16 protein-coding genes and 1 riboswitch are annotated in these 21,947 nt (G+C 67.0%); of the genes, 10 read left to right on the forward strand and 6 right to left on the reverse strand.

What is annotated here, in order from left to right; all coding sequences use genetic code 11:
• Positions 1 to 260: 260 nt before the first annotated feature.
• The 4 genes from cyoD to cyoA all read right to left on the reverse strand — a co-directional run bounded on the left by cyoD (position 261) and on the right by cyoA (position 4,422).
• Complete coding sequence (cyoD, locus tag KHO41_RS28925) at positions 261 to 653, reverse strand: cytochrome o ubiquinol oxidase subunit IV (protein ID WP_211956673.1); 393 nt, start codon at positions 651 to 653, stop codon at positions 261 to 263.
• Positions 650 to 1,339: a cytochrome o ubiquinol oxidase subunit III gene (gene cyoC, locus KHO41_RS28930; RefSeq protein WP_376989913.1), complete on the reverse strand. Its 690-nt coding sequence runs from the start codon at positions 1,337 to 1,339 to the stop codon at positions 650 to 652. The genes cyoD and cyoC overlap by 4 nt, the downstream gene beginning before the upstream one ends.
• The gene (gene cyoB, locus KHO41_RS28935) at positions 1,332 to 3,335 is read right to left on the reverse strand and encodes a cytochrome o ubiquinol oxidase subunit I (RefSeq protein WP_211956674.1); all 2,004 of its coding nucleotides are present in this window, start codon (positions 3,333 to 3,335) and stop codon (positions 1,332 to 1,334) included. Before cyoB ends, cyoC begins: the two co-directional genes overlap by 8 nt.
• Positions 3,336 to 3,405: 70 nt before the next feature.
• Positions 3,406 to 4,422 (reverse strand): ubiquinol oxidase subunit II, encoded by a 1,017-nt coding sequence (gene cyoA / locus KHO41_RS28940; protein WP_244874083.1) that lies wholly within the window; start codon positions 4,420 to 4,422, stop codon positions 3,406 to 3,408.
• A gap of 174 nt (positions 4,423 to 4,596) precedes the next feature.
• Here cyoA and KHO41_RS28945 point away from each other — a divergent pair, with 174 nt between their 5' ends.
• The 8 genes from KHO41_RS28945 to atzF all read left to right on the forward strand — a co-directional run bounded on the left by KHO41_RS28945 (position 4,597) and on the right by atzF (position 16,209).
• Positions 4,597 to 5,913, forward strand: a complete 1,317-nt coding sequence (locus KHO41_RS28945; protein ID WP_211956676.1) for an MFS transporter — start codon at positions 4,597 to 4,599, stop codon at positions 5,911 to 5,913.
• A gap of 182 nt (positions 5,914 to 6,095) precedes the next feature.
• Positions 6,096 to 6,211, forward strand: a riboswitch (guanidine-I (ykkC/yxkD leader).
• Positions 6,212 to 6,270: 59 nt separating this feature from the next.
• Complete coding sequence (locus KHO41_RS28950) at positions 6,271 to 7,290, forward strand: ABC transporter substrate-binding protein (RefSeq protein ID WP_211956677.1); 1,020 nt, start codon at positions 6,271 to 6,273, stop codon at positions 7,288 to 7,290.
• An 8-nt stretch (positions 7,291 to 7,298) separates the two neighbouring features.
• Positions 7,299 to 8,177, forward strand: a complete 879-nt coding sequence (locus KHO41_RS28955; RefSeq protein ID WP_244874079.1) for an ABC transporter permease — start codon at positions 7,299 to 7,301, stop codon at positions 8,175 to 8,177.
• A gap of 2 nt (positions 8,178 to 8,179) precedes the next feature.
• A complete protein-coding gene (locus KHO41_RS28960; RefSeq protein WP_211956679.1) occupies positions 8,180 to 9,028 on the forward strand; it encodes an ABC transporter ATP-binding protein in 849 nt (282 codons plus the stop codon).
• 40 nt (positions 9,029 to 9,068) lie between these two features.
• Positions 9,069 to 9,875 carry an urea amidolyase associated protein UAAP1 gene (locus tag KHO41_RS28965; protein ID WP_244874080.1) on the forward strand — a complete coding sequence of 269 codons (807 nt, stop codon included), beginning with the start codon at positions 9,069 to 9,071 and terminating at the stop codon, positions 9,873 to 9,875.
• An 8-nt stretch (positions 9,876 to 9,883) separates the two neighbouring features.
• On the forward strand, positions 9,884 to 10,573 hold the full coding sequence (locus KHO41_RS28970) for an urea amidolyase associated protein UAAP2 (protein WP_211956680.1): 690 nt from the start codon (positions 9,884 to 9,886) through the stop codon (positions 10,571 to 10,573).
• A 108-nt stretch (positions 10,574 to 10,681) separates the two neighbouring features.
• Positions 10,682 to 14,383, forward strand: coding sequence for an urea carboxylase (gene uca, locus KHO41_RS28975; RefSeq protein WP_211956681.1), 3,702 nt, complete (start codon positions 10,682 to 10,684; stop codon positions 14,381 to 14,383).
• Entirely contained in the window at positions 14,380 to 16,209 is a 1,830-nt protein-coding gene (gene atzF / locus KHO41_RS28980; protein ID WP_211956682.1) for an allophanate hydrolase, read from the forward strand. Before uca ends, atzF begins: the two co-directional genes overlap by 4 nt.
• A gap of 7 nt (positions 16,210 to 16,216) precedes the next feature.
• Here atzF and KHO41_RS28985 read toward each other — a convergent pair whose 3' ends face one another.
• Together KHO41_RS28985 and KHO41_RS28990 are read right to left on the reverse strand one after the other, a co-directional pair.
• Positions 16,217 to 17,008, reverse strand: a complete 792-nt coding sequence (locus tag KHO41_RS28985) for a helix-turn-helix transcriptional regulator (protein WP_211956683.1) — start codon at positions 17,006 to 17,008, stop codon at positions 16,217 to 16,219.
• Positions 16,992 to 17,906, reverse strand: a complete 915-nt coding sequence (locus tag KHO41_RS28990) for a DMT family transporter (protein WP_211956684.1) — start codon at positions 17,904 to 17,906, stop codon at positions 16,992 to 16,994. The genes KHO41_RS28985 and KHO41_RS28990 overlap by 17 nt, the downstream gene beginning before the upstream one ends.
• A 1,079-nt stretch (positions 17,907 to 18,985) precedes the next feature.
• On the opposite strand from KHO41_RS28990, the gene KHO41_RS28995 reads away from it, so the two are divergent.
• On the forward strand, positions 18,986 to 20,584 hold the full coding sequence (locus KHO41_RS28995; RefSeq protein WP_211956685.1) for a DUF1800 domain-containing protein: 1,599 nt from the start codon (positions 18,986 to 18,988) through the stop codon (positions 20,582 to 20,584).
• A 22-nt stretch (positions 20,585 to 20,606) separates the two neighbouring features.
• Positions 20,607 to 21,944, forward strand: coding sequence for a DUF1501 domain-containing protein (locus tag KHO41_RS29000; RefSeq protein ID WP_211956686.1), 1,338 nt, complete (start codon positions 20,607 to 20,609; stop codon positions 21,942 to 21,944).
• Positions 21,945 to 21,947: the final 3 nt, after the last annotated feature.

Genomic DNA, 21,947 nt, shown 5'->3' on the forward strand with positions numbered 1-21,947 from the left:
TTTGCTGTTCCGGCCAAAACGCGTGCGCGGCCAGGTCATGGCCGGAACGCGAAATGTCATCTCGTGGAGGTTGACGCGGGCAGGGGCGGGAAGGGCCAGGCAATGGCCACCCGCTTAACAGCAAAGAGCGGGCAGATTAATGACAATGCCTTGGCATTTGTTGCTGAAATCGCTGATGATTTCAGGAAACATTGCGTTATATGACGAAAAAGGCGCCCAGGGGGCGCCTTTGGGTACCTTGAAGTCTGTCGCCGGTGCCGTCAGCGCTCCATCCCCGGCATCATGTTCGAATTCAGGTGGAACATGACCCACAGCGTGCCGCTCAGCGTGATCACCACCAGCACCAGCGTGAACATCAGCGCCAGCATGTTCCAGCCGCCCTCGGACTTGGCGTTCATGTGCAGGAAATAGATCATGTGCACGACGATCTGCACGGCCCCGAGCGCCAGCAGCACGAGCGCGGTGGTGCTCGACTTCTCGAAGACTTTCCCCATGACCAGCCAGAACGGGATCGTGGTCAGGATCACCGACAGCACGAAGCCCGTCACGTAGCCGCTCATCGAGATGTGGATGTGACTGTCGTCATGGCCATGCCCATCATGCCCCTCGTGGCCGTCATGGCCATGGGCGAGCGTGTGGTCCGATGCACTCATGGCAGCACTCCCATCAGGTAGACAAAGGTGAAGACGCCGATCCAGACCACGTCCAGGAAGTGCCAGAACATCGACAGGCACATCAGGCGGCGGCGGTTCTCGGGGATCAGCCCATGCAGCCGCACCTGCAGCATCAGCGTGATGAGCCAGATGGTGCCGAAGGTCACGTGCAGCCCGTGCGTGCTGACCAGCGAGAAGAACGAGGTCAGGAAGCCGCTGCGCCACGGCCCCGCGCCTTCGCCGACCAGGTGGACGAACTCGTAGATTTCCACGCCAAGGAAGCAGGCGCCCAGCACGCCGGTGATGGCCAGCCAGCCTTGCGTGCCACCGACGCGGCCCTGCTGCATCTGCAGCATCGCGAAGCCGTACGTGATCGATGACAGCAGCAGGAACGAGGTGTTCAGCGCCACCAGCGGCAGGTCGAACAGCTCGGCGCCGGTCGGGCCGCCCGCGTAGCTGCGGCCGAGCACGCCATAGGCCGCGAACAGGCAGGCGAAGATGAGGCAGTCGCTCATCAGGTAGACCCAGAACCCGAGCAACGTGCCGTTGGGCGCGTGGTACTCGCTGGTCATGTAGAAGCGCAGTTCGCCCTCGTCGGTGCCATGGCCCGACTGCGTGGCGTGCGGCGGGGCGGACGGGACGGCCTGCGCGCGGCCGGCGGGGAAGGAGGCAGTCGTATCAGGCATGGCGTGCCAGCAGCGCCGAACGCGCCGCCTCCGTGTTGCCGACCGTATCGGCCGGGATGTAGTAGTCGCGCTTGTAGTTGAAGGTATGCACGATGGCCGTGATGATCGTGGCGGCGAACGCCAGCACAACCAGCCACCAGATATGCCAGATCAACGCAAAGCCGCACACGGTGCTGAGCCCCGCCAGGATGATGCCCGCGCCGGTGTTCTTCGGCATGTGGATCGGTATGAAGCCCTGCGCCGGGCGCTGGAAGCCGTGCGCCTTCATCTGCCACCAGGCGTCGGTGTCATGGACGATCGGCGTGAAGGCGAAGTTGTAGGCGGGCGGCGGCGATGACGTAGACCATTCCAGCGTGCGGCCATTCCAGGGGTCGCCGGTGACGTCGCGCAGCGCTTCGCGGTGCATGAAGCTCACTACGAGCTGGATCAGGAAGCAGCCGATACCGAGCGCGATCAGGAACGCGCCGAACGCCGCGAGCAGGAACCAGACTTGCAGCGACGGGTCTTCGAAATGGCTCATGCGGCGGGTCACGCCCTTCATGCCAAGCACATACAGCGGCATGAACGCGAAATAGAAGCCCACCAGCCAGAACCAGAACGAGCACTTGCCCCAGAACGGATCGAGCTTGTAGCCGAATGCCTTCGGGAACCAGTACGTGATGCCGGCCATCAGCCCGAACAGCACGCCGCCGATGATCACGTTGTGGAAGTGGGCGATCAGGAACAGGCTGTTGTGCAGCGAGAAGTCGGCGGGCGGCACCGCGAGCAGCACGCCGGTCATGCCGCCAATCACGAAGGTGACCATGAAGCCGACCGTCCACAGCATCGGCACTTCGAAGCGGATGCGGCCGTGGTACATCGTGAACAGCCAGTTGAACAGCTTCGCCCCGGTCGGGATCGAGATGATCATGGTGGTGATGCCGAAGAACGAGTTGACGCTCGCCCCCGATCCCATCGTGAAGAAGTGGTGCAGCCAGACCAGGTAGGACAGCACCGTGATCACGACCGTGGCATAGACCATCGACGCGTAGCCGAACAGCCGCTTCTGGCAGAACGTGGAGACCACTTCGGAAAACACGCCGAACACGGGCAGCACGAGGATGTACACCTCGGGGTGTCCCCAGATCCAGATCAGGTTCACGTACATCATGGCGCTGCCGCCAAGATCGGCCGTGAAGAAGTTCATGCCCAGGTAGCGGTCCAGTGCCAGCATGGCCAGCGCTGCGGTCAGCACCGGGAACGCGGCCACGATCAGCACGTTGGTGCACAGCGCGGTCCAGGTGAAGATCGGCATGCGCATCAGCGTCATGCCGGGCGCGCGCATCTTGACGATGGTGACCATCAGGTTGATGCCCGATAGCACTGTCCCGACCCCCGCAACCTGCAATGACCAGAGGTAATAATCGACGCCAACGTCCGGGCTATGGACGATGCCCGACAGCGGTGGATAGGCGAGCCACCCGGTGCGCGCGAACTCGCCGACGAACAGCGACATCATCACCAGCACCGCGCCGCCGGTGGTCATCCAGAAGCTGAAGTTGTTGAGGAAGGGAAAGGCCACGTCGCGAGCGCCGATCTGCAGCGGCACCACGAAGTTCATCAGCCCCGTCACCAGCGGCATGGCGACAAAGATGACCATGATCACGCCGTGCGCGGTGAAGATCTGGTCATAGTGGTGCGGTGGCAGGAAGCCCGGGTTGTCGCCGAAGGCCACCGACTGCTGCATGCGCATCATGACGGCATCGGCGAAACCCCGCAGCAGCATGATGATGCCGAGGATTACGTACATGATGCCGATCTTTTTGTGGTCGATGCTGGTGAACCACTCGCGCCACAGATAGCCCCACAGGCGGAAGTAAGTCACCGCGCCCAGCAACACCAGTCCGCCAATGACCACGACGATGAAGGTGCCCAGCAGGATCGGCTCGTGCAGCGGTATGGCCTCCCAACTCAGGCGGCCGAAGATAAGCGTGGCGAGTTCGGATCGCTCCTGCATGTTGTCCTCCAGGGCCAGGGTGTAGGTCTTTCGGTCTTTCGGGGCGATTGCAACCCGGTTCTGCTACGTGCTACTGCAGCGCTACCGCACTGCGTTCGCTGTACGGAGCGGCCGGATCGAACGGCGCTTTCGGCGTATTGCTGGCGGTGCAGACGGCGCCGAGCGCGCCGCCCGCCTGGCGGCGTGCGTCCATGGCCATCATGTCCTTGGTGCACACCTGTCCGGCGCGCACGCAGCGGTTCAGGATGGCGTCGAACAGGTCGGGCGCGACGCTCCCGTAGTGGCGCACGGGATCGCGCTCACTGGGCTGTTCGAGCTGCACATAGCCGTCGCGCGACAGCGGGGTGCCGCTGTTCTTCACGCGCTGGACCCAGCGGTCGAAGTCGTCATGGCTCATGCCGTGGAAGCGGAAACGCATGTGGGAGAAGCCCGCACCGCTGTAGTTGGCGGAGAAACCTTCATACTCGCCGGGCCGGTTCATCACCGCATGCAGCTTGGTTTCCATGCCTGGCATGGCATATACCTGGCCGGCCAGCGACGGGATGAAGAAGGAATTCATCACGGTGGAGGCCGTGATGCGGAAGCGGATGGGGCGGTCCACCGGCGCGGCCACTTCGTTGACGGTGGCGATGCCCTGCTCCGGGTATAGAAAGAGCCACTTCCAGTCGAGTGCAACTACCTCGACCGTCAGCGGTTGCGCATCGGCGGGCACGGCCCGCTGCGGATCGAGCCGCTCGATCGGGCGGTACGGATCGAGCTTGTGGGTGCTGACCCAGGTGACCGCGCCCAGCGCGATGATGATCAAGAGCGGTGCCGACCAGATCAGCAGTTCCAGCACCGTGGAGTGGTCCCAGTCGGGGTTGTAGGGCGCGCCGGGGTTCGAGTCCCGGTAGCGCCACGCGAACAGCAAGGTCAGCACGATCACCGGCACGATGATCAGCAGCATCAATCCTGTGGAGATCAGGATCAGGTTGCGCTGCTGGACGGCCAGGTCGCCGCCCGGCGACATCAGCACGGCACTGCATCCACAAAGGGCCGCCGCTGCCGGAACCAGGATGGTCCAGCGCAGCGCGCGCACTACTGCCATCGTCGCACGGTCGGATCGCATAGGCTTGGGTCCTCTGTTGCCATCCTGTACGCTTAAGCGTACGTGACTTAGACTGTTCAGAGCAACTATGGCAGTTTAGGCGCTCAGGGGCAATCGACGGGAAGCAAATTCCAAATTCCTGATGAGCCCCGATTCTCCATTGGAGGTATACGGATGGCCAGCATGACCCACCAGCATCGTGCGTCTCCTTCTGCACCTCCGGCGCCCGGGGCCACGCATATCGCGCCCGCGGAAATCGCCACCGGCGTCGTGATTGGCCGCGCATCCGAGTACTTCGACTTCTTCGTCTACGGCATTGCGTCGGTGCTGGTTTTCCCGACGGTGTACTTTCCCTATGCCGACCGGCTCGACGCGCTGCTCTACTCGTTCTCGGTTTTCTCGCTGGCCTTTGTCGCGCGGCCGTTCGGCACGGCGCTGTTCATGCGCATCCAGCGGCGCTGGGGGCGCGGCATCAAGCTGACGGCGGCGCTGTTCCTGCTTGGTACGGCCACGGTGGGCATTGCCTTCCTGCCCGGATATGCCACGCTGGGCCACACCGCCATCGTGCTGCTGGCCGTGTTCCGCGCGCTGCAGGGCATTGCCTTCGGTGGTTCGTGGGACGGGCTGCCGTCGCTGCTGGCACTGAACGCGCCGCCCGAGCGGCGCGGCTGGTACGCGATGATGGGGCAACTCGGCGCGCCCACCGGCTTCATCGTCGCCGGCTCACTGTTCCTGTTCCTGAACCTGAGCCTGGACCGCGGCGAGTTCCTGGAGTGGGGCTGGCGCTATCCGTTCTATGTCGCCTTCGCCATCAACGTGGTGGCGCTGTTCGCGCGGCTGCGGCTGGTGGTGACGCACGAGTACACCCAACTGCTGGACGAGGACGAGCTGGAGCCGATCAGCACCGTGGAGCTCATCAGCAAGCAGGACTACAACATCTTCCTCGGCGCCTTCGCCGCGCTGGCCAGCTTTGCGCTGTTCCACCTGGTCACGGTGTTCCCGCTGTCCTGGGTGGAACTGCATCAGACCCAGCCGATCACCGACGTCCTGACCGTGCAAGTGGCCGGCGCGTTCATCGGCATCCTGAGCACCATTGCCTCGGGCCGCATCGCCGACAAGATCGGGCGACGCACCACGCTCGGGACCATGGCGGTGCTGATCGGCGTGTTCGCACTGTTCGCGCCGCTGCTGATGGGGGGGGGGCCGCTGGCGCAGGACCTGTTCATCCTGATCGGCTTTGGCCTGCTTGGCCTGTCGTATGGGCAGGCGGCGGGCGCGGTCACGTCCAATTTCGAACGCCGCTACCGCTATACCGGCGCTGCACTGACCACGGATTTCGCGTGGCTGTTCGGCGCGGCCTTCGCGCCGCTGGTGGCGCTGGGGTTGTCCGCCAAGTTCGGGCTGATTGCGGTCAGCGCCTACCTGCTGTCCGGCACCTTCTGCACGCTGCTGGCATTGCGGATCAACCGGGCCCTGGCTTCCGAAGACTAGGAAGTTCCAAGGCGCGGGCGCATGCCCGAATACTGTGCGCGGCGGGGTCCACTGCACCGCCGCGCAGCGTCTGCGTGCCCATTCCCATGCACTGCATGCACGCTGGCGGTGCGCCGGGCATGCCTGATCGCTGGCACACCCCTTGCTGAATAGTGACCAGGGAAGCGATGCATCATCGCTCACCGAAGGGTCGCTAGGGTTCCGGTCGCGCTGCGCGCGATGCCTGGTCCAAGAGCAACCGGCCTCAGGCGCGCTCGACCGCGTCCAGGCTCCACGGCGGGACAAAAGCCCGGGAGGTTCACTTCGTTGCGAGGTGTCTTCCCTGCCTTTTTGTCACCGATCGAATGGAGCCGCCCCATGTCCCGCCCGTTGTCCGCGCTTTCCGCGTTGTCCGCATTCCCCCTTGCCAGACGCCTGCATGCCGCGCTGATCGGCCTGGCGCTGAGCCTTTCCCTTGTCGCGAGCGGCCCCGCGCGCGCAGAGATCCGTGTCGGCGTGTCCGACTGGCCCGGCTGGGTAGCTTGGTACGTCGCGCAGCAGAAGGGCTACTTCGGCAAGCACGGCGCGGACGTCAAGCTGGTCTGGTTCGCCAACTACAGCGATTCCATCGCCGCGTTGTCGTCGGGCCAGCTCGACGCGAATTCGCAGAGCTGGTCCGATACCCTCGGTCCGCTCGCCAAGGGCGTGCCCGTTAAGGCCGTGCTCGTCAACGACAACTCGGCCGGCAACGACGCGCTGGTCGCGAGCGCGAAGATCCGCGCCGTCGCCGATCTCAAGGGCAAGACCGTCGCGCTCGAGCAGTACAGCATCTCGCATTTCGTGCTCGTGACGGCGCTGGCCAAGGCCGGGCTCAAGCCCGCCGACGTGAAGATCGTCAACCTGTCCGCCGGCGATGCCGCTGCCGCCTTCATGATGGGCCGCGTCGATGCCGCCGTGGTGTGGAACCCGTGGATCGACCGTATCGTGAAGAGCGGCAAGGGCCGCGCGCTGTTCACCTCGGCCGACATGCCGGGCCTGGTGCCCGACCTGCTGGTCGCGCAGCAGAAAGCCATCGCCAGCCACCGCAAGGACCTGGTCGGCATGATCCGCGCATGGTTCGACGCGGAACGCTTCATCCGCGAACAACCTGCCGAGGCGGCCGCGATCATGGCCAAGGTGGTCGGCATGAAGGCGGACGACTACAAGGTCTTCCTGCCCGGCACGCGCTTCTTCGACGCCAGCGCCAACCGCGCCGCGTTCGACGCCGCGCAGCCGGCTTCGCTGCAGGCCGTGGCGCCGACCATTGCCGCGTTCCTGCACGACAACAAGCTGCTCGACGGCAAGCCGGACGCGACGCGCGGCGTCGATGCCACGCTGCTGGCCGAGGCACTGAAATGAGGGCCGCCATGCAAGACGAAAGCGCCCTCGCTGCGCCGTTGCCCATGACGTCAGCCACTGCGTCCGATCCGCGCGAGCCGCAATGGATCGACGTGCCGAAGCCCTGGTGGCAATTGCGTACTGCGCTGCCCGCGCGGCGCGTGGCACTGCTCGTCGGTGCCGGCCTGATTCTGCCCTTGCTAGGCTGGGCACTGCTGGCCGCGAGCGGATGGGTGGATCCCGTCTTCATGCCAGGGCCGGCTGCCATCGTGGCGCGCCTGCGCGAATGGGCCTTCGATGACGACCTGGCTGGCGATATCGCCATCAGCACGGCGCGCGTGCTCGCGGGCTGGGCACTGTCGGCGTTGCTCGCACTGCCGCTCGGCCTGCTGATCGGCAGCTTCCGCACGGTGCAGGCGCTGCTGGAGCCGCTGACCGATTTCATCCGCTACATGCCTGCGGTCGCGTTCATCCCGCTGGTCATGGTGTGGGTCGGCATCGACGAAGGCGCCAAGGTCGCGATCATCTTTATCGGCACGTTCTTCCAGATGGTGCTGATGGTGGCCGAGGACGTGCGCCGCGTGCCGATGGCGCAGGTCGAAGCCGCGCAGACCATGGGCGCCACGCGCGGCGAGATCATCCAGCACGTGATCGTGCCGTCGGCCAAGCCGGCGCTGCTGGACACGCTGCGCGTCACCATGGGTTGGGCCTGGACCTACCTCGTCGTGGCGGAACTGGTCGCCGCCAGTTCCGGGCTGGGCTTTGCCATCCTCAAGGCGCAGCGCTTCCTGCAGACCGACAAGATCTTCGCGGGCATCCTGCTGATCGGCGTGATCGGGCTGGCGATCGATCAGCTCATGCGCCGCCTGCACCGGCTCGCCTTTCCCTATCTCTACGCGGGACGCTGATCATGAACGCAACATCCCAACCCAAGCTCAGCGCGCGCGGCGTGTGGAAGTTCTACGGCCCGCGCAACGGCCAGCCTGCCTTGCAGGACGTGAGCCTCGACGTGCCCGAGAACGGCTTCGTCACGCTCGTGGGCGCGTCGGGCTGCGGCAAGTCGACGCTGCTGCGCACGCTGGCCGGCCTGGAAACACATGACGCCGGCGCGCTGCAGTGCGACGGCCATGCCATCGCGGGCCCCGCGCCGGAGCGCGCCATGGTGTTCCAGCACTACAGCCTGTACCCGTGGCTGACTGTTGCCGAGAACATCCGTTTCTGCCGCCGCCTGAGCCTGTTTGCACGCAACCGCACCAGCGCCGATGTGGAAGCGGCTTCCGGCCGTGCCGATGCACTGCTGCAACTGATGGGCCTCGCGCACGTGGCCAGCCATTATCCGGGCCAGCTTTCCGGCGGCATGCAGCAGCGCGTGGCGATTGCTCGCGCACTGATGAGCCGCCCGCGCGTGCTGCTGATGGACGAGCCGTTCGGCGCGCTCGACGCGCAGACGCGCGAGGTCATGCACGACCTGATCCTGCATGTGCACCGGCTCGAGCGGACCACGATCGTGTTCGTGACCCACGATGTCGAGGAAGCCATCTACCTGGGCCAGCGCGTGGTGCTGATGGCGCCGCGGCCCGGCCGCATCGACACCATCTACGACGTGCCGCTGCCAGCGCAGCGCTCGCAGGACATGAAGCACTCGCCCGAATTCCTGCAGCTCAAGCGCGACATCCTCGCCCGCATCCGCGCGACGTCCGGCATGCAGACCGACCTCGAACTGCTTGAACAGCTTTCGCGCGAGGCGCGCGCGGCCTGACATCCGGACCGACCCGCAACGATTCCCAAGGAGACCATCGATGTCCCACCCCGACCATACCCTCGACAACCCGCCGTCTCTCGCGCCTGTCGACGCCGCTGCTCACTGGCAGCGCTTTGCGGCGGATCTGCCCGCCACGCGCGTGCTGTGGAGCGAAATCGTGCCCGGCGGCGGCCACTGGAGCTGGCGCGTGACACGCGGCACGTCGCTGCGCTTCGCGGCGCTCGGCGAGCGTGCCAACTGCTCGGTGGTGCTGTACGCCGCCCATGACAAGCTTGAACGCTACAGCACGCCGGACACCTGCAAGGCGCTGCACACGGCCCACTTCACGCGCGGCCATGTGCTGATGAGCGATATGGGCCGCGCCATGGTGTCCGTCACGCACGACACGCTCGGCTGGCACGACCCGTTCGGTGCGGTGCTCGACACCGCGCGCATGCGCGACAAGTACGGGGAATGCCGCTTCGAAGCGCATCGCAATGCCATGCATCGCTCGGGCAGGGACGGCCTGCTGATCGAAGCCGGCAAGTACGGGCTGACCGCGCGCGACCTGATTGCGCCGGTCAACCTGTTCAGCAAGGTGGCGGTCGACGAGCAAGGGCGCTTCGCGTTCGATGCCGCGCGCTCCGTGCGCGGCAGCAGCGTCGAACTGCGCTGCGAGATGGACCTGGTGATCGCCATTTCTACCGCGCCGCATCCGCTTGATCCGCGCGATGGCTATCAGCCCGGCGCCATCGGCGTTGCCGCGTGGCGCTCCGGCCCTGCGCCGGCCGACGACTTCTGCCGCGGCTTCCGGCCGGAATGCGCGCGGGCCCTGCATAACGCCGACGTATTTGCCCTTTCCTGAACCGGACCATGACCCCTTCCATGACCATGCCCGCCGAGGCAAGCGCCTTCGTGCCACACACCAGCCTGCTTGATCCGGCTGCCGCCGCCTTGCGCCATCGCCAGCCCGCCGGTGAGCCATGGCTGGCCGAGATCCGTGCCGGCCAGACCGTGCGCATCGTCGACCTGCTCGGCAACCAGGCGGCCGACGTGCTGTTCTACAACCGCCATGACGTGGCCGAGCACTACAGCGCCACCGATACGCTGCTGCGGCAGGGCGGCATCTATTTGACCACCGGCTCGGCGCTGGTGTCGAACCTTGGCAACCCGATGCTGACCATCGTCGCCGACACCTGCGGCCGGCATGACACGCTCGGCGGCGCGTGTGCGGCCGAAAGCAACACCGTGCGCTACGCGCTGCAGAAGAAGTTCATGCACTCGTGCCGCGACAACTACCTTCTGGCGATGGCGCAGGCCGACGTGGGGCTGGGCAAGCGCGATCTCGTGCCCAACGTCAATTTCTTCATGAATGTGCCGGTGACGGCCGATGGTTCGCTGCACTTTGCCGATGGCGTATCGGGGCCGGGCAAGTATGTGGAACTGCGCGCCCACATGGATGTGTGGATGCTGGTCTCGAACTGCCCGCAGCTCAACAACCCGTGCAACGGCTACGACCCGACGCCGGTCGAGTTCATCGTCTGGGACGCCGCCGGCGCCTGACACCTTCCTCTCGCGCCAACTCCACTCCATTGGCGCCGCCGCGGGACGACCCGTGGCCGATACGCAACCGGCAGGACGACCTGCCCGACATCGAGAGGGAACACCCCCATGTCCGCGAATTCCACTCCAGCCTTCGGCGCCGGCACGCCCGCGCCGCGCTTTGACACCGTCCTGATTGCCAACCGCGGCGCCATTGCCTGCCGCATCATCCGCACGCTGCGCGAACTGGGCCTGCGTTCCGTCGCCGTGTATTCCGAAGCCGATGCCGAGTCCGCACACGTCGCCATGGCGGATGAGGCGGTATGCATCGGCCCGGCGCCCGCCGCACAGAGCTATCTCGATGCAGCAAGATTGCTTGAGGCCGCGCGCGCTACCGGCGCAGGCGCCATCCACCCGGGCTATGGCTTCCTGTCCGAGAACCCCGGCTTCGCGCAGGATTGCGAAGCGGCCGGCATCGCGTTCATCGGCCCGACGCCCGACCAGATGCGCGCATTCGGCCTGAAGCACACGGCCCGCGCGCTGGCGGAGCAGCATGACGTGCCGCTGCTGCCGGGCAGCGGCTTGCTTGATGGCCTGGACCACGCCCGCACGGAAGCCGCGCGCATCGGCTATCCGGTCATGCTCAAGAGCAGCGCGGGCGGCGGTGGCATCGGCATGCGGCTGGTGCGTAGCGAGGCGGAGCTGGTGCCTGCGTTCGAAGCCGTGGAGCGGCTCGCGCGCGCCAACTTCAAGGACGCCGGGCTGTTCCTGGAAAAGTTCGTCGAGCGCGCGCGCCATATCGAGGTGCAGTTGTTTGGCGACGGCTGTGGCAATGTGGTGGCGCTCGGCGAGCGCGATTGTTCCGCACAGCGCCGTAACCAGAAGGTGATCGAGGAAACGCCGGCGCCGGGGCTGGACGCCGCTACACGCGACGCACTGATGGCGGCGTCCGTGCGGCTTGGCCGTGCCGTCAGCTACCGCTCGGCTGGCACGGTGGAATTCGTGCTCGATGCCGACACGGGCGCGTTCTATTTCCTCGAGGTGAACACGCGGCTGCAGGTCGAGCATGGCGTGACCGAGCAGGTCACTGGCGTCGACCTCGTCGCATGGATGGTGCGGCTTGCGCGTGGTGATGCGCTTGCGCTGGAAGCACCCGCACCGCGCGGTGCATCGATTCAGGTACGGCTTTATGCCGAAGACCCGGCGCGCAATTTCCAGCCGAGCGCCGGCTTGCTGACCGAAGTGGCGTTTCCCGACGACATTCGCGTCGAAAGCTGGGTGGCCGCCGGCACCGAAGTGCCGGCCCACTACGATCCCATGCTCGCCAAGCTGATCGTGACCGGTGTCGACCGCGCGGATGCCGTGCAGCGGCTCCAGCGCGCACTCGCCGCCTGCCGCGTCGGTGGCATTGAAACCAACCTGCGCTACCTGCGCGACGTCGCCGCGAGCGAGGATTTCGTCAACGGTCGCATCGTCACACGTTCGCTGGGCCAACTGCATTTCGTGCCGGATGCCATGGAAGTGCTCGATGCCGGCGTGCAGACCACCGTGCAGGACTGGCCGGGCCGCCTCGGCTACTGGGACGTGGGCGTGCCGCCGTCGGGTCCCATGGACGACCAGTCGCTGCGGCTGGCCAACCGCCTCGTCGGCAATGCCGCGCATGCCGCGGGCCTCGAATGCACGCTGGGCGGCCCGACGCTGCGCTTCTGGCGCGAGGCCGTGATCGCGGTGTGCGGCGCGCCGTTGCCGCTGATGCTCGACGGCAAGCCACTCGCGCCGTGGATGGCGCATCGCGTGCCGGCCGGCAGCACGCTGGCGATCGGCGCGGCGCCCGCGCATGGCAGCCGCGCGTACCTGGCCGTGCGTGGCGGCCTCGACGTGCCGCATTACCTCGGCAGCCGCTCCACGTTCACGCTGGGCCAGTTCGGCGGCCATGGCGGACGCACGCTGCGCGTGGGCGACGTGCTCCATATCGGCGCGGATGTGGAAGAGGAACCGTCCGCGCTGGCGGCCGAAGCGGTGCCAGCTTTCCCGCAGGCAGGGCAGGCATGGGACATTGGCGTGCTGTACGGCCCGCATGGCGCACCGGATTTCTTCACCGACGCCGATATCGATGCGTTCTTCGCCGCCGAGTGGGAGGTCCACTACAACTCGAGCCGCACGGGCGTTCGCCTGATCGGCCCCAAGCCGCAATGGGCACGGCCCGATGGTGGTGAAGCGGGCCTGCATCCGTCCAATATCCACGACAACGCGTATGCGATCGGGGCGATCGATTTCACCGGCGATATGCCGGTGATCCTCGGCCCCGACGGCCCCAGCCTCGGCGGCTTCGTGTGCCCGGCCGTGGTGGCCGCGGCCGAGCGGTGGAAGCTCGGACAGCTGCGCCCGGGCGCCAAAGTGCGATTCCGGCGCATCGCGCAGTCGGAAGCTGCTGCACTGCACGCGACACAGGACGCGCTGGTGCGCACGCTCGCGCCGCAGTGCGCCCCCGAGCTGGCGTCGGCATCGCCCGAATCGCCCGTGGTACTGGCCCGGCCGGCGGCGTCGGGCCGTCCGGCGCTGGTCGTGCGGCAGGCCGGCGACCGCTATCTGCTCGTGGAACTGGGCGAGGCGCAGCTCGACATCGGCCTGCGCATGCGTATTCATGCATTGCATGCGGCTGTGCAGGCGCTCGGATTGCCTGGCATTGTCGACCTGACGCCCGGCATCCGCTCGCTGCAGATTCATTTCGATCCCGCGCGGATGGAACGCGGTGGGCTGGTCGATGCCATCGTGCAGGCCGACAATGCGCTGGGCGACACGGACGATCTCTCGGTGCCGTCGCGCACGGTGTGGCTGCCGCTCTCGTGGGACGACAGCGCGACGCGGCTGGCCATCGACAAGTACATGCAGTCCGTGCGCCCCGATGCGCCATGGTGCCCGAGCAATATCGAGTTCATCCAGCGCATCAACGGACTCGACAGCATTGAGGCCGTGAAAGACATCGTGTTCTCGGCCAGCTATCTCGTGCTAGGCCTCGGCGATGTCTACCTGGGCGCGCCGGTCGCGACGCCGCTCGATCCGCGCCATCGGCTCGTGACGACGAAGTACAACCCGGCGCGCACCTGGACGCCGGAGAATGCCGTAGGCATCGGTGGCGCATACATGTGCGTGTACGGCATGGAAGGGCCCGGCGGCTACCAGTTCGTGGGCCGCACGCTGCAGATGTGGAACCGCTGGCGCGATGCCGACAGCGGCGCGCCAGCGTTCGAAGCCGGCAAGCCGTGGCTGCTGCGCTGCTTCGATACGATCCGCTTCTACCCGGTCGGCGAGGACGAACTGCTGCAGATCCGCAAGGATTTCCCGGCGGGCCGCTATCCGGTGCGCATTGAAGCGGGGCGCTTTTCCATGCGTGACCATCAGCGCCTGCTCGAGGAGAATGCCGGCGACATCGCCGCGTTCCGCGTGCGCCAGCAGTCGGCGTTTGCAGCCGAGCGCGAGCGGTGGCGCCTGGCGGGACAGGCCGAGCATGTGGACGAGCCGGTCGCGGCTGCATCCGCTGCAGATGATGCGGGCGAGCGTCCGGACGGTGCACGCGCGGTCTGCAGCGCCGTGCCCGGCAGTGTCTGGAAGGTGTTGGTGCAGCCCGGCAGCAGCGTCGAAGCGGGCGACACGCTCGTCGTGGTCGAGTCGATGAAAATGGAGTTCGCTGTGGTGGCCCCATGTTCGGGCACCGTGTGGCATCTTGGCTGCGCCGAAGGTGCGCCGGTCGGCGCGGGGCAGGAGGTGGCGGTCGTCGTGCCGGATGCCGTGCAGGTCTGCGCCGATACGGCAAGCGAGGTGGCAGCATGAATACGCCCGCTCGCACCGTGCCGTTTTCGCTGGATATCGCCTCGCTGCAGGACGACTATCGCAGTGGCAGGCGTACGCCGCTCGATGTCGTCGAAGCGGTGATCGCTGCCACGGGCGAGGATCCGCACCATGCATGGATTCACCGGCTCGATGCAGGACAGTTGCGCGAGCGCGCCCGCGCGCTGATGGCGCGCGATCCCGCGACGCTGCCGCTCTATGGCATTCCGTTCGCAATCAAGGACAACATCGACCTGGCCGGTTGCCCGACCACGGCAGCATGTCCCGACTACGCCTATGTGCCGCAGCAGAGCGCGTTTGTCGTGCAGCGGCTCATCGATGCCGGCGCGATTGCCGTCGGCAAGACCAACCTCGATCAGTTCGCGACCGGGCTGAACGGCACGCGCTCGCCTTATGGTGCGTGCCGCAATGCGTTCGATCCGGACTACGTGTCGGGAGGCTCCAGTTCGGGCTCGGCGGTGGCAGTGGCGCTCGGCCACGTGAGCTTCGCGCTCGGGACGGACACCGCGGGATCGGGCCGCGTGCCGGCCGCGTTCAACAACCTCGTGGGGCTCAAGCCGACCTGTGGACTGTTGTCGGCGTCCGGCATCGTGCCGGCGTGCCGCTCGCTCGATACCGCGTCAATCTTTGCCTTAACTGCGGACGATGCGCACCGCGTCTTCGCCGCGGCGCACGGGTTTGACGAAGCCGACGCGTTCTCGTGCAAGGCCTTGCCACATGGCTTCGATTTCGGCGGCGCGCCGTCCTTCCGCGTGGGCGTGCCGGCGCTTCAAGCGTTGGGCAACCTGGCGCCTGATTATGCCGAGGCCTGGACGCAGGCACTTGATCATGCACGCAGCCTTGGCGCGGAGCTGGTGGAGATCGACATCGCTCCGTTCCTGGAGACCGCGCGCCTGCTCTACGAAGGGCCATGGGTGGCCGAGCGTTACCAGGCCATCCGCGCCTTCATCGACGCGAACCCGGAGGCCGTGTTTCCGGTCACGCGGCAGATCACGCTCGGCGGCGCGGCACCGCTGGCCGCCGATGCCTTTGCCGCGGCGTATCGACTGCGCGAACTGCGGCGCCGGTGCGATGCGGCATGGGGGCAGGTGGATGCCATGCTGCTGCCGACGGTGCCGCAGCATCCGACCATCGCGGCCATGCTGGCGGACCCGCTCGGGCTGAACAGTGAACTCGGCCGTTTCACCAACTTCATGAACCTGCTCGACTACACCGGCATTGCGGTGCCTGCGGGCTTTACCGCGCGCGGCCTGCCGTTTGGCGTCACCGTGGTGGCGCCCGCGCAGCAGGACGTACCGCTGCTGCGGCTGGCACGCCGCTGGCAGCAGGCGCTGCAGGGTCGCGAAGCGACGCTTGGGGCGACGGGCAGGCCAATGCCGCAAGGTTGCGCAGTCCCCGCTGCCGTGCCCTCCGGCCAGATCCGCGTGGCCGTGTGCGGCGCACACCTGCAAGGCCAGCCATTGCACCACCAGCTCGCCGACCGCGGCGCCCGACTCGTCGCGCGCACGCGCACGGCGCCGTGCTACCGGTTCTATGCGCTGGGCGGCGAAGGCCCGCGCCGGCCGGGGCTGGTGCGCGTGGCCGAGGGCGGCGCGGCGATCGAGGTGGAAGTCTGGGAGTTGCCGCAGACGCAGTTCGGCAGCTTCGTCGCGGGCATTCCGGCGCCGCTGGGCATTGGGCGCACGCTGCTGGCGGATGGTGCCGAGGTGACGGGCTTTATCTGCGAGCCGGCAGGGGTGTCGGGCGCGACCGACATCACCAATTGGGGCGGATGGCGCGCGTGGCTGGCACGGGCCGAGGCGGCCTGAGCTGCCTTCAGGCGCGCACCGATGCACGCCACGCACCGGGTGGCTGTCCGAACCGGCGTGTGAAGCTGCGCGTGAAGGTGGTCTGGTCGGGATAGCCGGAGGCCAGCGCCACCTCCACCAGCGGCAGGCCGCTGTCCGCCAGCAACTGCACCGCACGGTCCAGCCGCAGCCGGGTCTGGTAGCGGTGGGGCGTGTCGCCGAAGGCATCGGCGAACAGCGTGTGGAAGCGCCGCACGCTCCAGCCGAAGTGCCCGGCCAGATGGTCCGCATGCAAGGCTGACGAGAGGTTCGCGCGCAGGTAGGCGTCGATGGCCATGACCGGGAAAACGCTCGCGGCCTCATGCACGTCTGGCGTACCGAGGCTTTCGGCAAGATCGCCGGCCAGCGTCGCCGCCACGGTCCAGTTCAGAGGCGTGGCGCGCGGGTTTGCGGGACGCAGCGCGGCCAGTGCCTGCACGCGCGTGCCAAGCGCGCCGTCCAGCACGAACGCGCGGGGCCGCTCCATCAGCCGTGCGGGCAGCGCGACCGACGCGCCGGGGAAATCCGCCACGACCTGCAGGTTGCCGTCCAGACCGAGAAACTCGTGGTGGCTGCCGGCCGGCACGATCAGCCCGTGGTCGCGGTCGACCCGGTACAGGTGGCCGTCAATCTCAAGCTCGGTGGCACCGTCGAGCCCGAACAGCAACTGGTGATGGTCATGCGCATGCCCCGCGGGCCACGGGTGGTAGCGGCGGGGCTCCACCAGGGGGTTCGCGGCGCGGGCGCTTTCCATGCGCATTGGCTCAGTGGGCAGTGGCATGCCTCTGCTTTTGTTGCGGCTGCCGCGTCTGGCACAGCCAGACTCCGGCACCGGCGACGGCCATGCCGAGCCACTGCAGCGGCCCGAGGCGGTCGCCGAACAGCAGCCAGGCCTGCACCGCAGCCAGCGGCGGGGCCAGGAACATCAGCGCCGAAGCGCTGGCGGCCTGCCCGCGTCGGACGATGCCAAGCAGCAGCCAGGTGCCGGCGCCCGAGATCACCAGCGCCGCCCAGCCAAGCGCGGCCCACAGGACCGGTCCGGGTTGCCAGTGCGGTGCCGGCGACAGCCACACCGCGACGCCGGCCACCAGCATGGCGCCAACGTTCTGCCAGGCGGAGCTGGTGCGCAGGTCCGAAGCGGCGATCGACATTTTCTGCAGCAGGGTTCCCATGGTGATCGAAACAATGGCAAGCAGCCCGGTCAGCACGACCCAGGGCGACACGGCCTGGCCGATGCCGGCCTGCATGGCCGGCACCACCACCAGCGCCACGCCGGCGGCGCCGACGGCCAGTCCTTGCCACGTGCGTCTGGAAGGTAGCTCTTTCAGCAGGGGAATGGCAAGCAGTGCGGTCAGCAGGGGCTGCAACGCGCCGAGCAGCGCCATCACGGCGGGCGGCAGGCCGTGTGCGACGGCGCCGAAAGCGGCGCACAGGTACAGGCCCTGCATCAGCGCGCCGGCCAGCAGATGGCGCGGCACGTCGCGCCATGCCGGCCAGGCGGCGCGTGCGGACAGTGCTGCGATGCAGAACATCAGCGCTGCCAGCGCAAAGCGCGCGAGCAGGAACAGGCTGGTGTCGGCCAGCGGTACGATGGCCTTGCCGACGATGAAGCCGGTGGACCAGATCAGGACGAAGAGGAGGCCGGGCAGCCAGCTGGCTGAAGGGTGAGGGCGAGACATAGGGGGGGCACCTGCGTTTTAACGGAGTTCGGCACCTGTGGGGGATATCCACGGCGTCGGCATGCTGGGGAAATTAATGCTGCGCGGTGGGAATGTCTTGGCGATTTCGGCAATTGGGGGGGGTATGTTGGCTGGTTTGAGGGGTTCTGGGGTGGGGTTGGGTTGTCGTTCTTGGCTGGCGCCGCGGTTTCGCCGGCGTAGCCGGCGAGTCACTTTTTGTCCGAGCGACAAAAAGTAACCAAAAAGCGCGTCGTTGCCGCTGGCCATCAATTCCACGGTGGCAGTCGTTCAAACGGCTTTGGACGCCTGCGATGGTGGTCGGCCGTTCGACCCTGCTACGCCATGTGAGTCAGAACCTGTGCCTGGCGCGGCACGGCTTTTGGACGATCCCCAAGACGGACTCGGGTACAGCGTTTCAACCCGGTCAGTGGTGGGACGCCTTCGGCTGCGCTGCGCGCACGGCGTCGTCTGGATGCAAGCTCATCAACGTCGCTGGCGCCCGAGGCCTGTTTCCTTTCTCTACGCGCATGCAAGCGCGGGCATCTTCACCGAGGCGTGGTTTGCCCTGGGCCTGCGTGCTCAGACTAGGGCTCTGCGCGTAGCGCAGCCGAAGGCGATTACACGATACCGGTAGTAGCAGGGGCCACAGACGCTTGCAGGGCTCGTTCAATCAGCGCTGTAATTCTGACCACGGTCGTGCCCCACGCGGCAGGCAGCGTAACTCACTCTGAAGCCCATACCCGTACAACACCCTCAGCACACTACGATAAAAATTCGCCCCTTTGGGGCAACCAAAACGCGTTTTTGGTTACTTTTGTCGCTCGGACAAAAGTGACTCGCCGGCTACGCCGGCGAAACAGCCGCGCCCGCCAAGCACGACCAACCCTCTCCTAACCAGAATCCGGCTACACCAGCGAAGAAACAGTGGCGGCGCCCGCCAACCACGACCCCGCCGGCGATTCGAGCGGAAAACCGAAATCCTTTGTAACGAACAGCCAAGCCCAGCGCTGTCAACCGCGCCCCCTCGGGACACGTAAGATCACCATATCCCCGCATCCCCAAGCGAAGGAGCCTGGCATATGTCCCCTTGGCGGCAGACCATCCACGCCGGCGTCCGCATCCACCCCCTGCGGCGTGTGCTCGCCACGCTGCTGGCCGCTGCGTCCATCGTGTCACTGGCGTCTTGCGCGCTTCAGTCGCCGGCGGCGTCAGGCCCGCTCAGCGCCGCGGACCTCCACTGGCTCAATACCGTGAGCTTCGGCGCCGACCAGGCGAGCATCGCCCGGCTGCGCGAATTGGGCCGCAAGCGCTTTCTGGAAGAGCAACTGCGCATGCCGGCCACCGATCCGCCCGATGTGGCCGCCGCCATCGCGGCATTGCCGAACCTGCAAGGCACGGCCGTGGACCGAGTCCGCGCGGCGCGGGACGAACGCCAGCGCATCGCCGGCCTGCCGGACGAGATGGCCAAACAGCAGGCCCGCCAGGCACTGAACCAGCAAGGGCGGCAGACGATCGCCGACACCGGCCGCCGGCACCTGCAGCGTGCGCTGTATTCGCCGGCCCAGTTGCGCGAACAGATGACCTGGTTCTGGATGAACCACTTCAGCGTCTACGGGTACAAGGGACAGGTGCGCTGGTCCTTGCCGGACTATGAGGAGAACACCATCCGCCCGCGCGCGCTCGGCAAGTTCGGCGATCTGGTCCTCGCGACGGTGACCGCGCCGGCCATGCTCGAGTATCTCGACAACGCGCAGAGCAGCGCCAACCGCGTCAACGAGAACTACGCGCGCGAACTGATGGAGCTGCATACGCTCGGCGTATCCGGCGGCCCCAGCGGATCGCGCTATACCCAGCAGGACGTGCAGGAACTGGCGCGCGTGCTGACAGGCTTCGGCGTCAACTTGCGCGGCGAGCCGCCGCGGCTGGGCCCGGCGCGTGCGGCGGCGTACCGCAGCGAAGGCCTGTTCGAGTTCAACCCGAACCGCCATGACTTTGGCGCCAAGACGCTGCTGGGGCAGCGCATCGAGCCGACCGGGTTTGACGAAGCCGCGCGTGCCGTCGCGATCCTGACGCGCGATCCGGCCACGGCCCGCTTTATCAGCGCGAAGCTCGCCGCGTACTTCGTCGCGGACAATCCGCCGGCCGCGCTGGTCGACCGCATGGCCGCCACCTTCACGCGCACCGACGGCGATATCTCGGCCGTGCTGACCACGATGTTCCTGTCGCCGGAGCTCGATCGCATGCTCGACGCACCAGGCCGCAAATTCCGCGACCCGATGGCGTTCGTCATGGCGTCTATGCGCCTCGCCTACGACGGCCGCACCGTCAGCAATCTGCGCCCGGTCCTGAACTGGCTGAACCAGCTTGGCGAGCCGCTCTACGGGCATGTCACGCCCGACGGTTATCCGGCTGCCGAAGGCGCGTGGGCCAGTTCGGGGCAGATGGTCAAGCGCTTCGAGATCGCGCGCGCGATGGGCTCTGGCCCGGCAGGGCTGTTTGCCGGCGATGCCAATGTGCCGCCGGGCCCCGCGCGCTTCCCAGTGGTGGCGGGCAAGGCCTACTACGACACCGTCGAACGAACACTGGGCGCGCAAACGCGCGCGTCGCTCGCGCAGGCGGAAACGCAGGCCGAATGGAACACGCTGCTGCTCAGTTCGCCCGAGTGGATGCAGCGTTGAAGATTTTCGTAGGGGATCCGAGATGAAACGTCGGGAATGGCTCAAGACGATAGGCAATGCCGGGCTCGCGCTCGCATTGCCATCGGTCGTCTCTCGCGTCTATGCGTTGCCCGCGCAAGCGGACGCGCGCTTCCTGCTGGTGTTCCTGCGCGGCGCCTACGACGCCACCAGCGTGCTGGTGCCCGCGGGCAGCGATTTCTACTACGCCTCGCGGCCCAATATCGCGATCCGCCGTCCGGTACCTGCGGGCGCCGAGCCCGATCCCGCGGCAGCTGTTGCGCTGGCACCTGCATTTGCATCCGACAGCAGCCGGCGCGGCATCGGCGATTGGGCGCTGCATCCGGCGCTGGCCGACACCATGCTGCCGCTGTGGAACCGTCAGCAGCTCGCGTTCGTGCCGTTTGCCGGTACTCACGACATGTCGCGCAGCCACTTCGAGACGCAGGACAGCATCGAAGCCGGCATGTCGGGCACCGGCGATGCGCGCCATGACGCGGCTTCGCTGCGTGGCAGCGGCTTCCTGAACCGGCTGGCGCAGTCGATGGGCGGGCGTGCGGCGCCCGTGGCCTTTACCGACGGATTGCCGATGGTGCTGTCAGGCAGCCAGGATGTTCCCAATGTCTCGCTCAAGGGCACGGGGCGCACACCGTTCGATGCGCGCCAGACGCGCGCGCTCGCGCAGATGTACCGCGGCACGCGCTTCGAATCGCTGATCGATGAAGGCTTCGAGCTGCGCCAGACGGTTGCCGAACAGGCGCAGGCGATGCAGGCCCGGACAGCGATGGGCACGACGGCGGGTGGGATGGACAGTGCGGCCGCGCGCATGCAGGACATGCAGGCGGCCAACCGCCGTTCGCTGAGCGCGCGCGGCTTTGAGATCGAGGCGCGCCGCATGGCGGGGCTGATGCGCGACAAGTTCAACCTTGGCTTCGTCGACGTGGGCGGCTGGGATACGCACGTCAACCAGGGCGCGGCACAAGGGCAACTGGCGAACCTGCTCGATAACCTCGGCCGCGGACTGGCCGGCTTTGCGCAGGAGATGGGCCCCGCATGGAACAAGACCACCGTGGTGGTGGTCTCCGAATTCGGCCGCACGTTCCGCGAGAACGGCTCGCGCGGCACGGACCATGGCCATGGCACGGTCTACTGGGTGGCCGGCGGCGCCGTGCGCGGCGGCCGTATCGCCGGAGAGCAGGTAGCCGTGGAGGCGGCTACGCTCAACCAGAACCGCGACTATCCGGTGCGCAACGAATACCGTGCCATGCTCGGCGGGTTGTTCCGGCAGCTGTATGGCCTCGACGAGGCGCGGCTGGCACAGGTGTTTCCCGGCGTCCGCGCGCAGGATCTGGGCCTCGTCTAGGCG

Origin of the sequence: Cupriavidus numazuensis, from assembly GCF_905397435.1 — a bacterium.
In the GTDB taxonomy this organism is placed as follows: Bacteria; Pseudomonadota; Gammaproteobacteria; order Burkholderiales; family Burkholderiaceae; genus Cupriavidus; species Cupriavidus numazuensis.

What these genes read in the sequence shown, in the direction of transcription:
- cyoD (WP_211956673.1), bottom strand. Translation starts at nt 653, where the DNA reads ATGAGTGCATCGGACCACACGCTCGCCCATGGCCATGACGGCCACGAG.
- cyoC (WP_376989913.1), bottom strand. Translation starts at nt 1,339, where the DNA reads ATGCCTGATACGACTGCCTCCTTCCCCGCCGGCCGCGCGCAGGCCGTC.
- cyoB (WP_211956674.1), bottom strand. Translation starts at nt 3,335, where the DNA reads ATGCAGGAGCGATCCGAACTCGCCACGCTTATCTTCGGCCGCCTGAGT.
- cyoA (WP_244874083.1), bottom strand. Translation starts at nt 4,422, where the DNA reads ATGGCAGTAGTGCGCGCGCTGCGCTGGACCATCCTGGTTCCGGCAGCG.
- KHO41_RS28945 (WP_211956676.1), top strand. Translation starts at nt 4,597, where the DNA reads ATGGCCAGCATGACCCACCAGCATCGTGCGTCTCCTTCTGCACCTCCG.
- KHO41_RS28950 (WP_211956677.1), top strand. Translation starts at nt 6,271, where the DNA reads ATGTCCCGCCCGTTGTCCGCGCTTTCCGCGTTGTCCGCATTCCCCCTT.
- KHO41_RS28955 (WP_244874079.1), top strand. Translation starts at nt 7,299, where the DNA reads ATGCAAGACGAAAGCGCCCTCGCTGCGCCGTTGCCCATGACGTCAGCC.
- KHO41_RS28960 (WP_211956679.1), top strand. Translation starts at nt 8,180, where the DNA reads ATGAACGCAACATCCCAACCCAAGCTCAGCGCGCGCGGCGTGTGGAAG.
- KHO41_RS28965 (WP_244874080.1), top strand. Translation starts at nt 9,069, where the DNA reads ATGTCCCACCCCGACCATACCCTCGACAACCCGCCGTCTCTCGCGCCT.
- KHO41_RS28970 (WP_211956680.1), top strand. Translation starts at nt 9,884, where the DNA reads ATGACCCCTTCCATGACCATGCCCGCCGAGGCAAGCGCCTTCGTGCCA.
- uca (WP_211956681.1), top strand. Translation starts at nt 10,682, where the DNA reads ATGTCCGCGAATTCCACTCCAGCCTTCGGCGCCGGCACGCCCGCGCCG.
- atzF (WP_211956682.1), top strand. Translation starts at nt 14,380, where the DNA reads ATGAATACGCCCGCTCGCACCGTGCCGTTTTCGCTGGATATCGCCTCG.
- KHO41_RS28985 (WP_211956683.1), bottom strand. Translation starts at nt 17,008, where the DNA reads ATGCCACTGCCCACTGAGCCAATGCGCATGGAAAGCGCCCGCGCCGCG.
- KHO41_RS28990 (WP_211956684.1), bottom strand. Translation starts at nt 17,906, where the DNA reads ATGTCTCGCCCTCACCCTTCAGCCAGCTGGCTGCCCGGCCTCCTCTTC.
- KHO41_RS28995 (WP_211956685.1), top strand. Translation starts at nt 18,986, where the DNA reads ATGTCCCCTTGGCGGCAGACCATCCACGCCGGCGTCCGCATCCACCCC.
- KHO41_RS29000 (WP_211956686.1), top strand. Translation starts at nt 20,607, where the DNA reads ATGAAACGTCGGGAATGGCTCAAGACGATAGGCAATGCCGGGCTCGCG.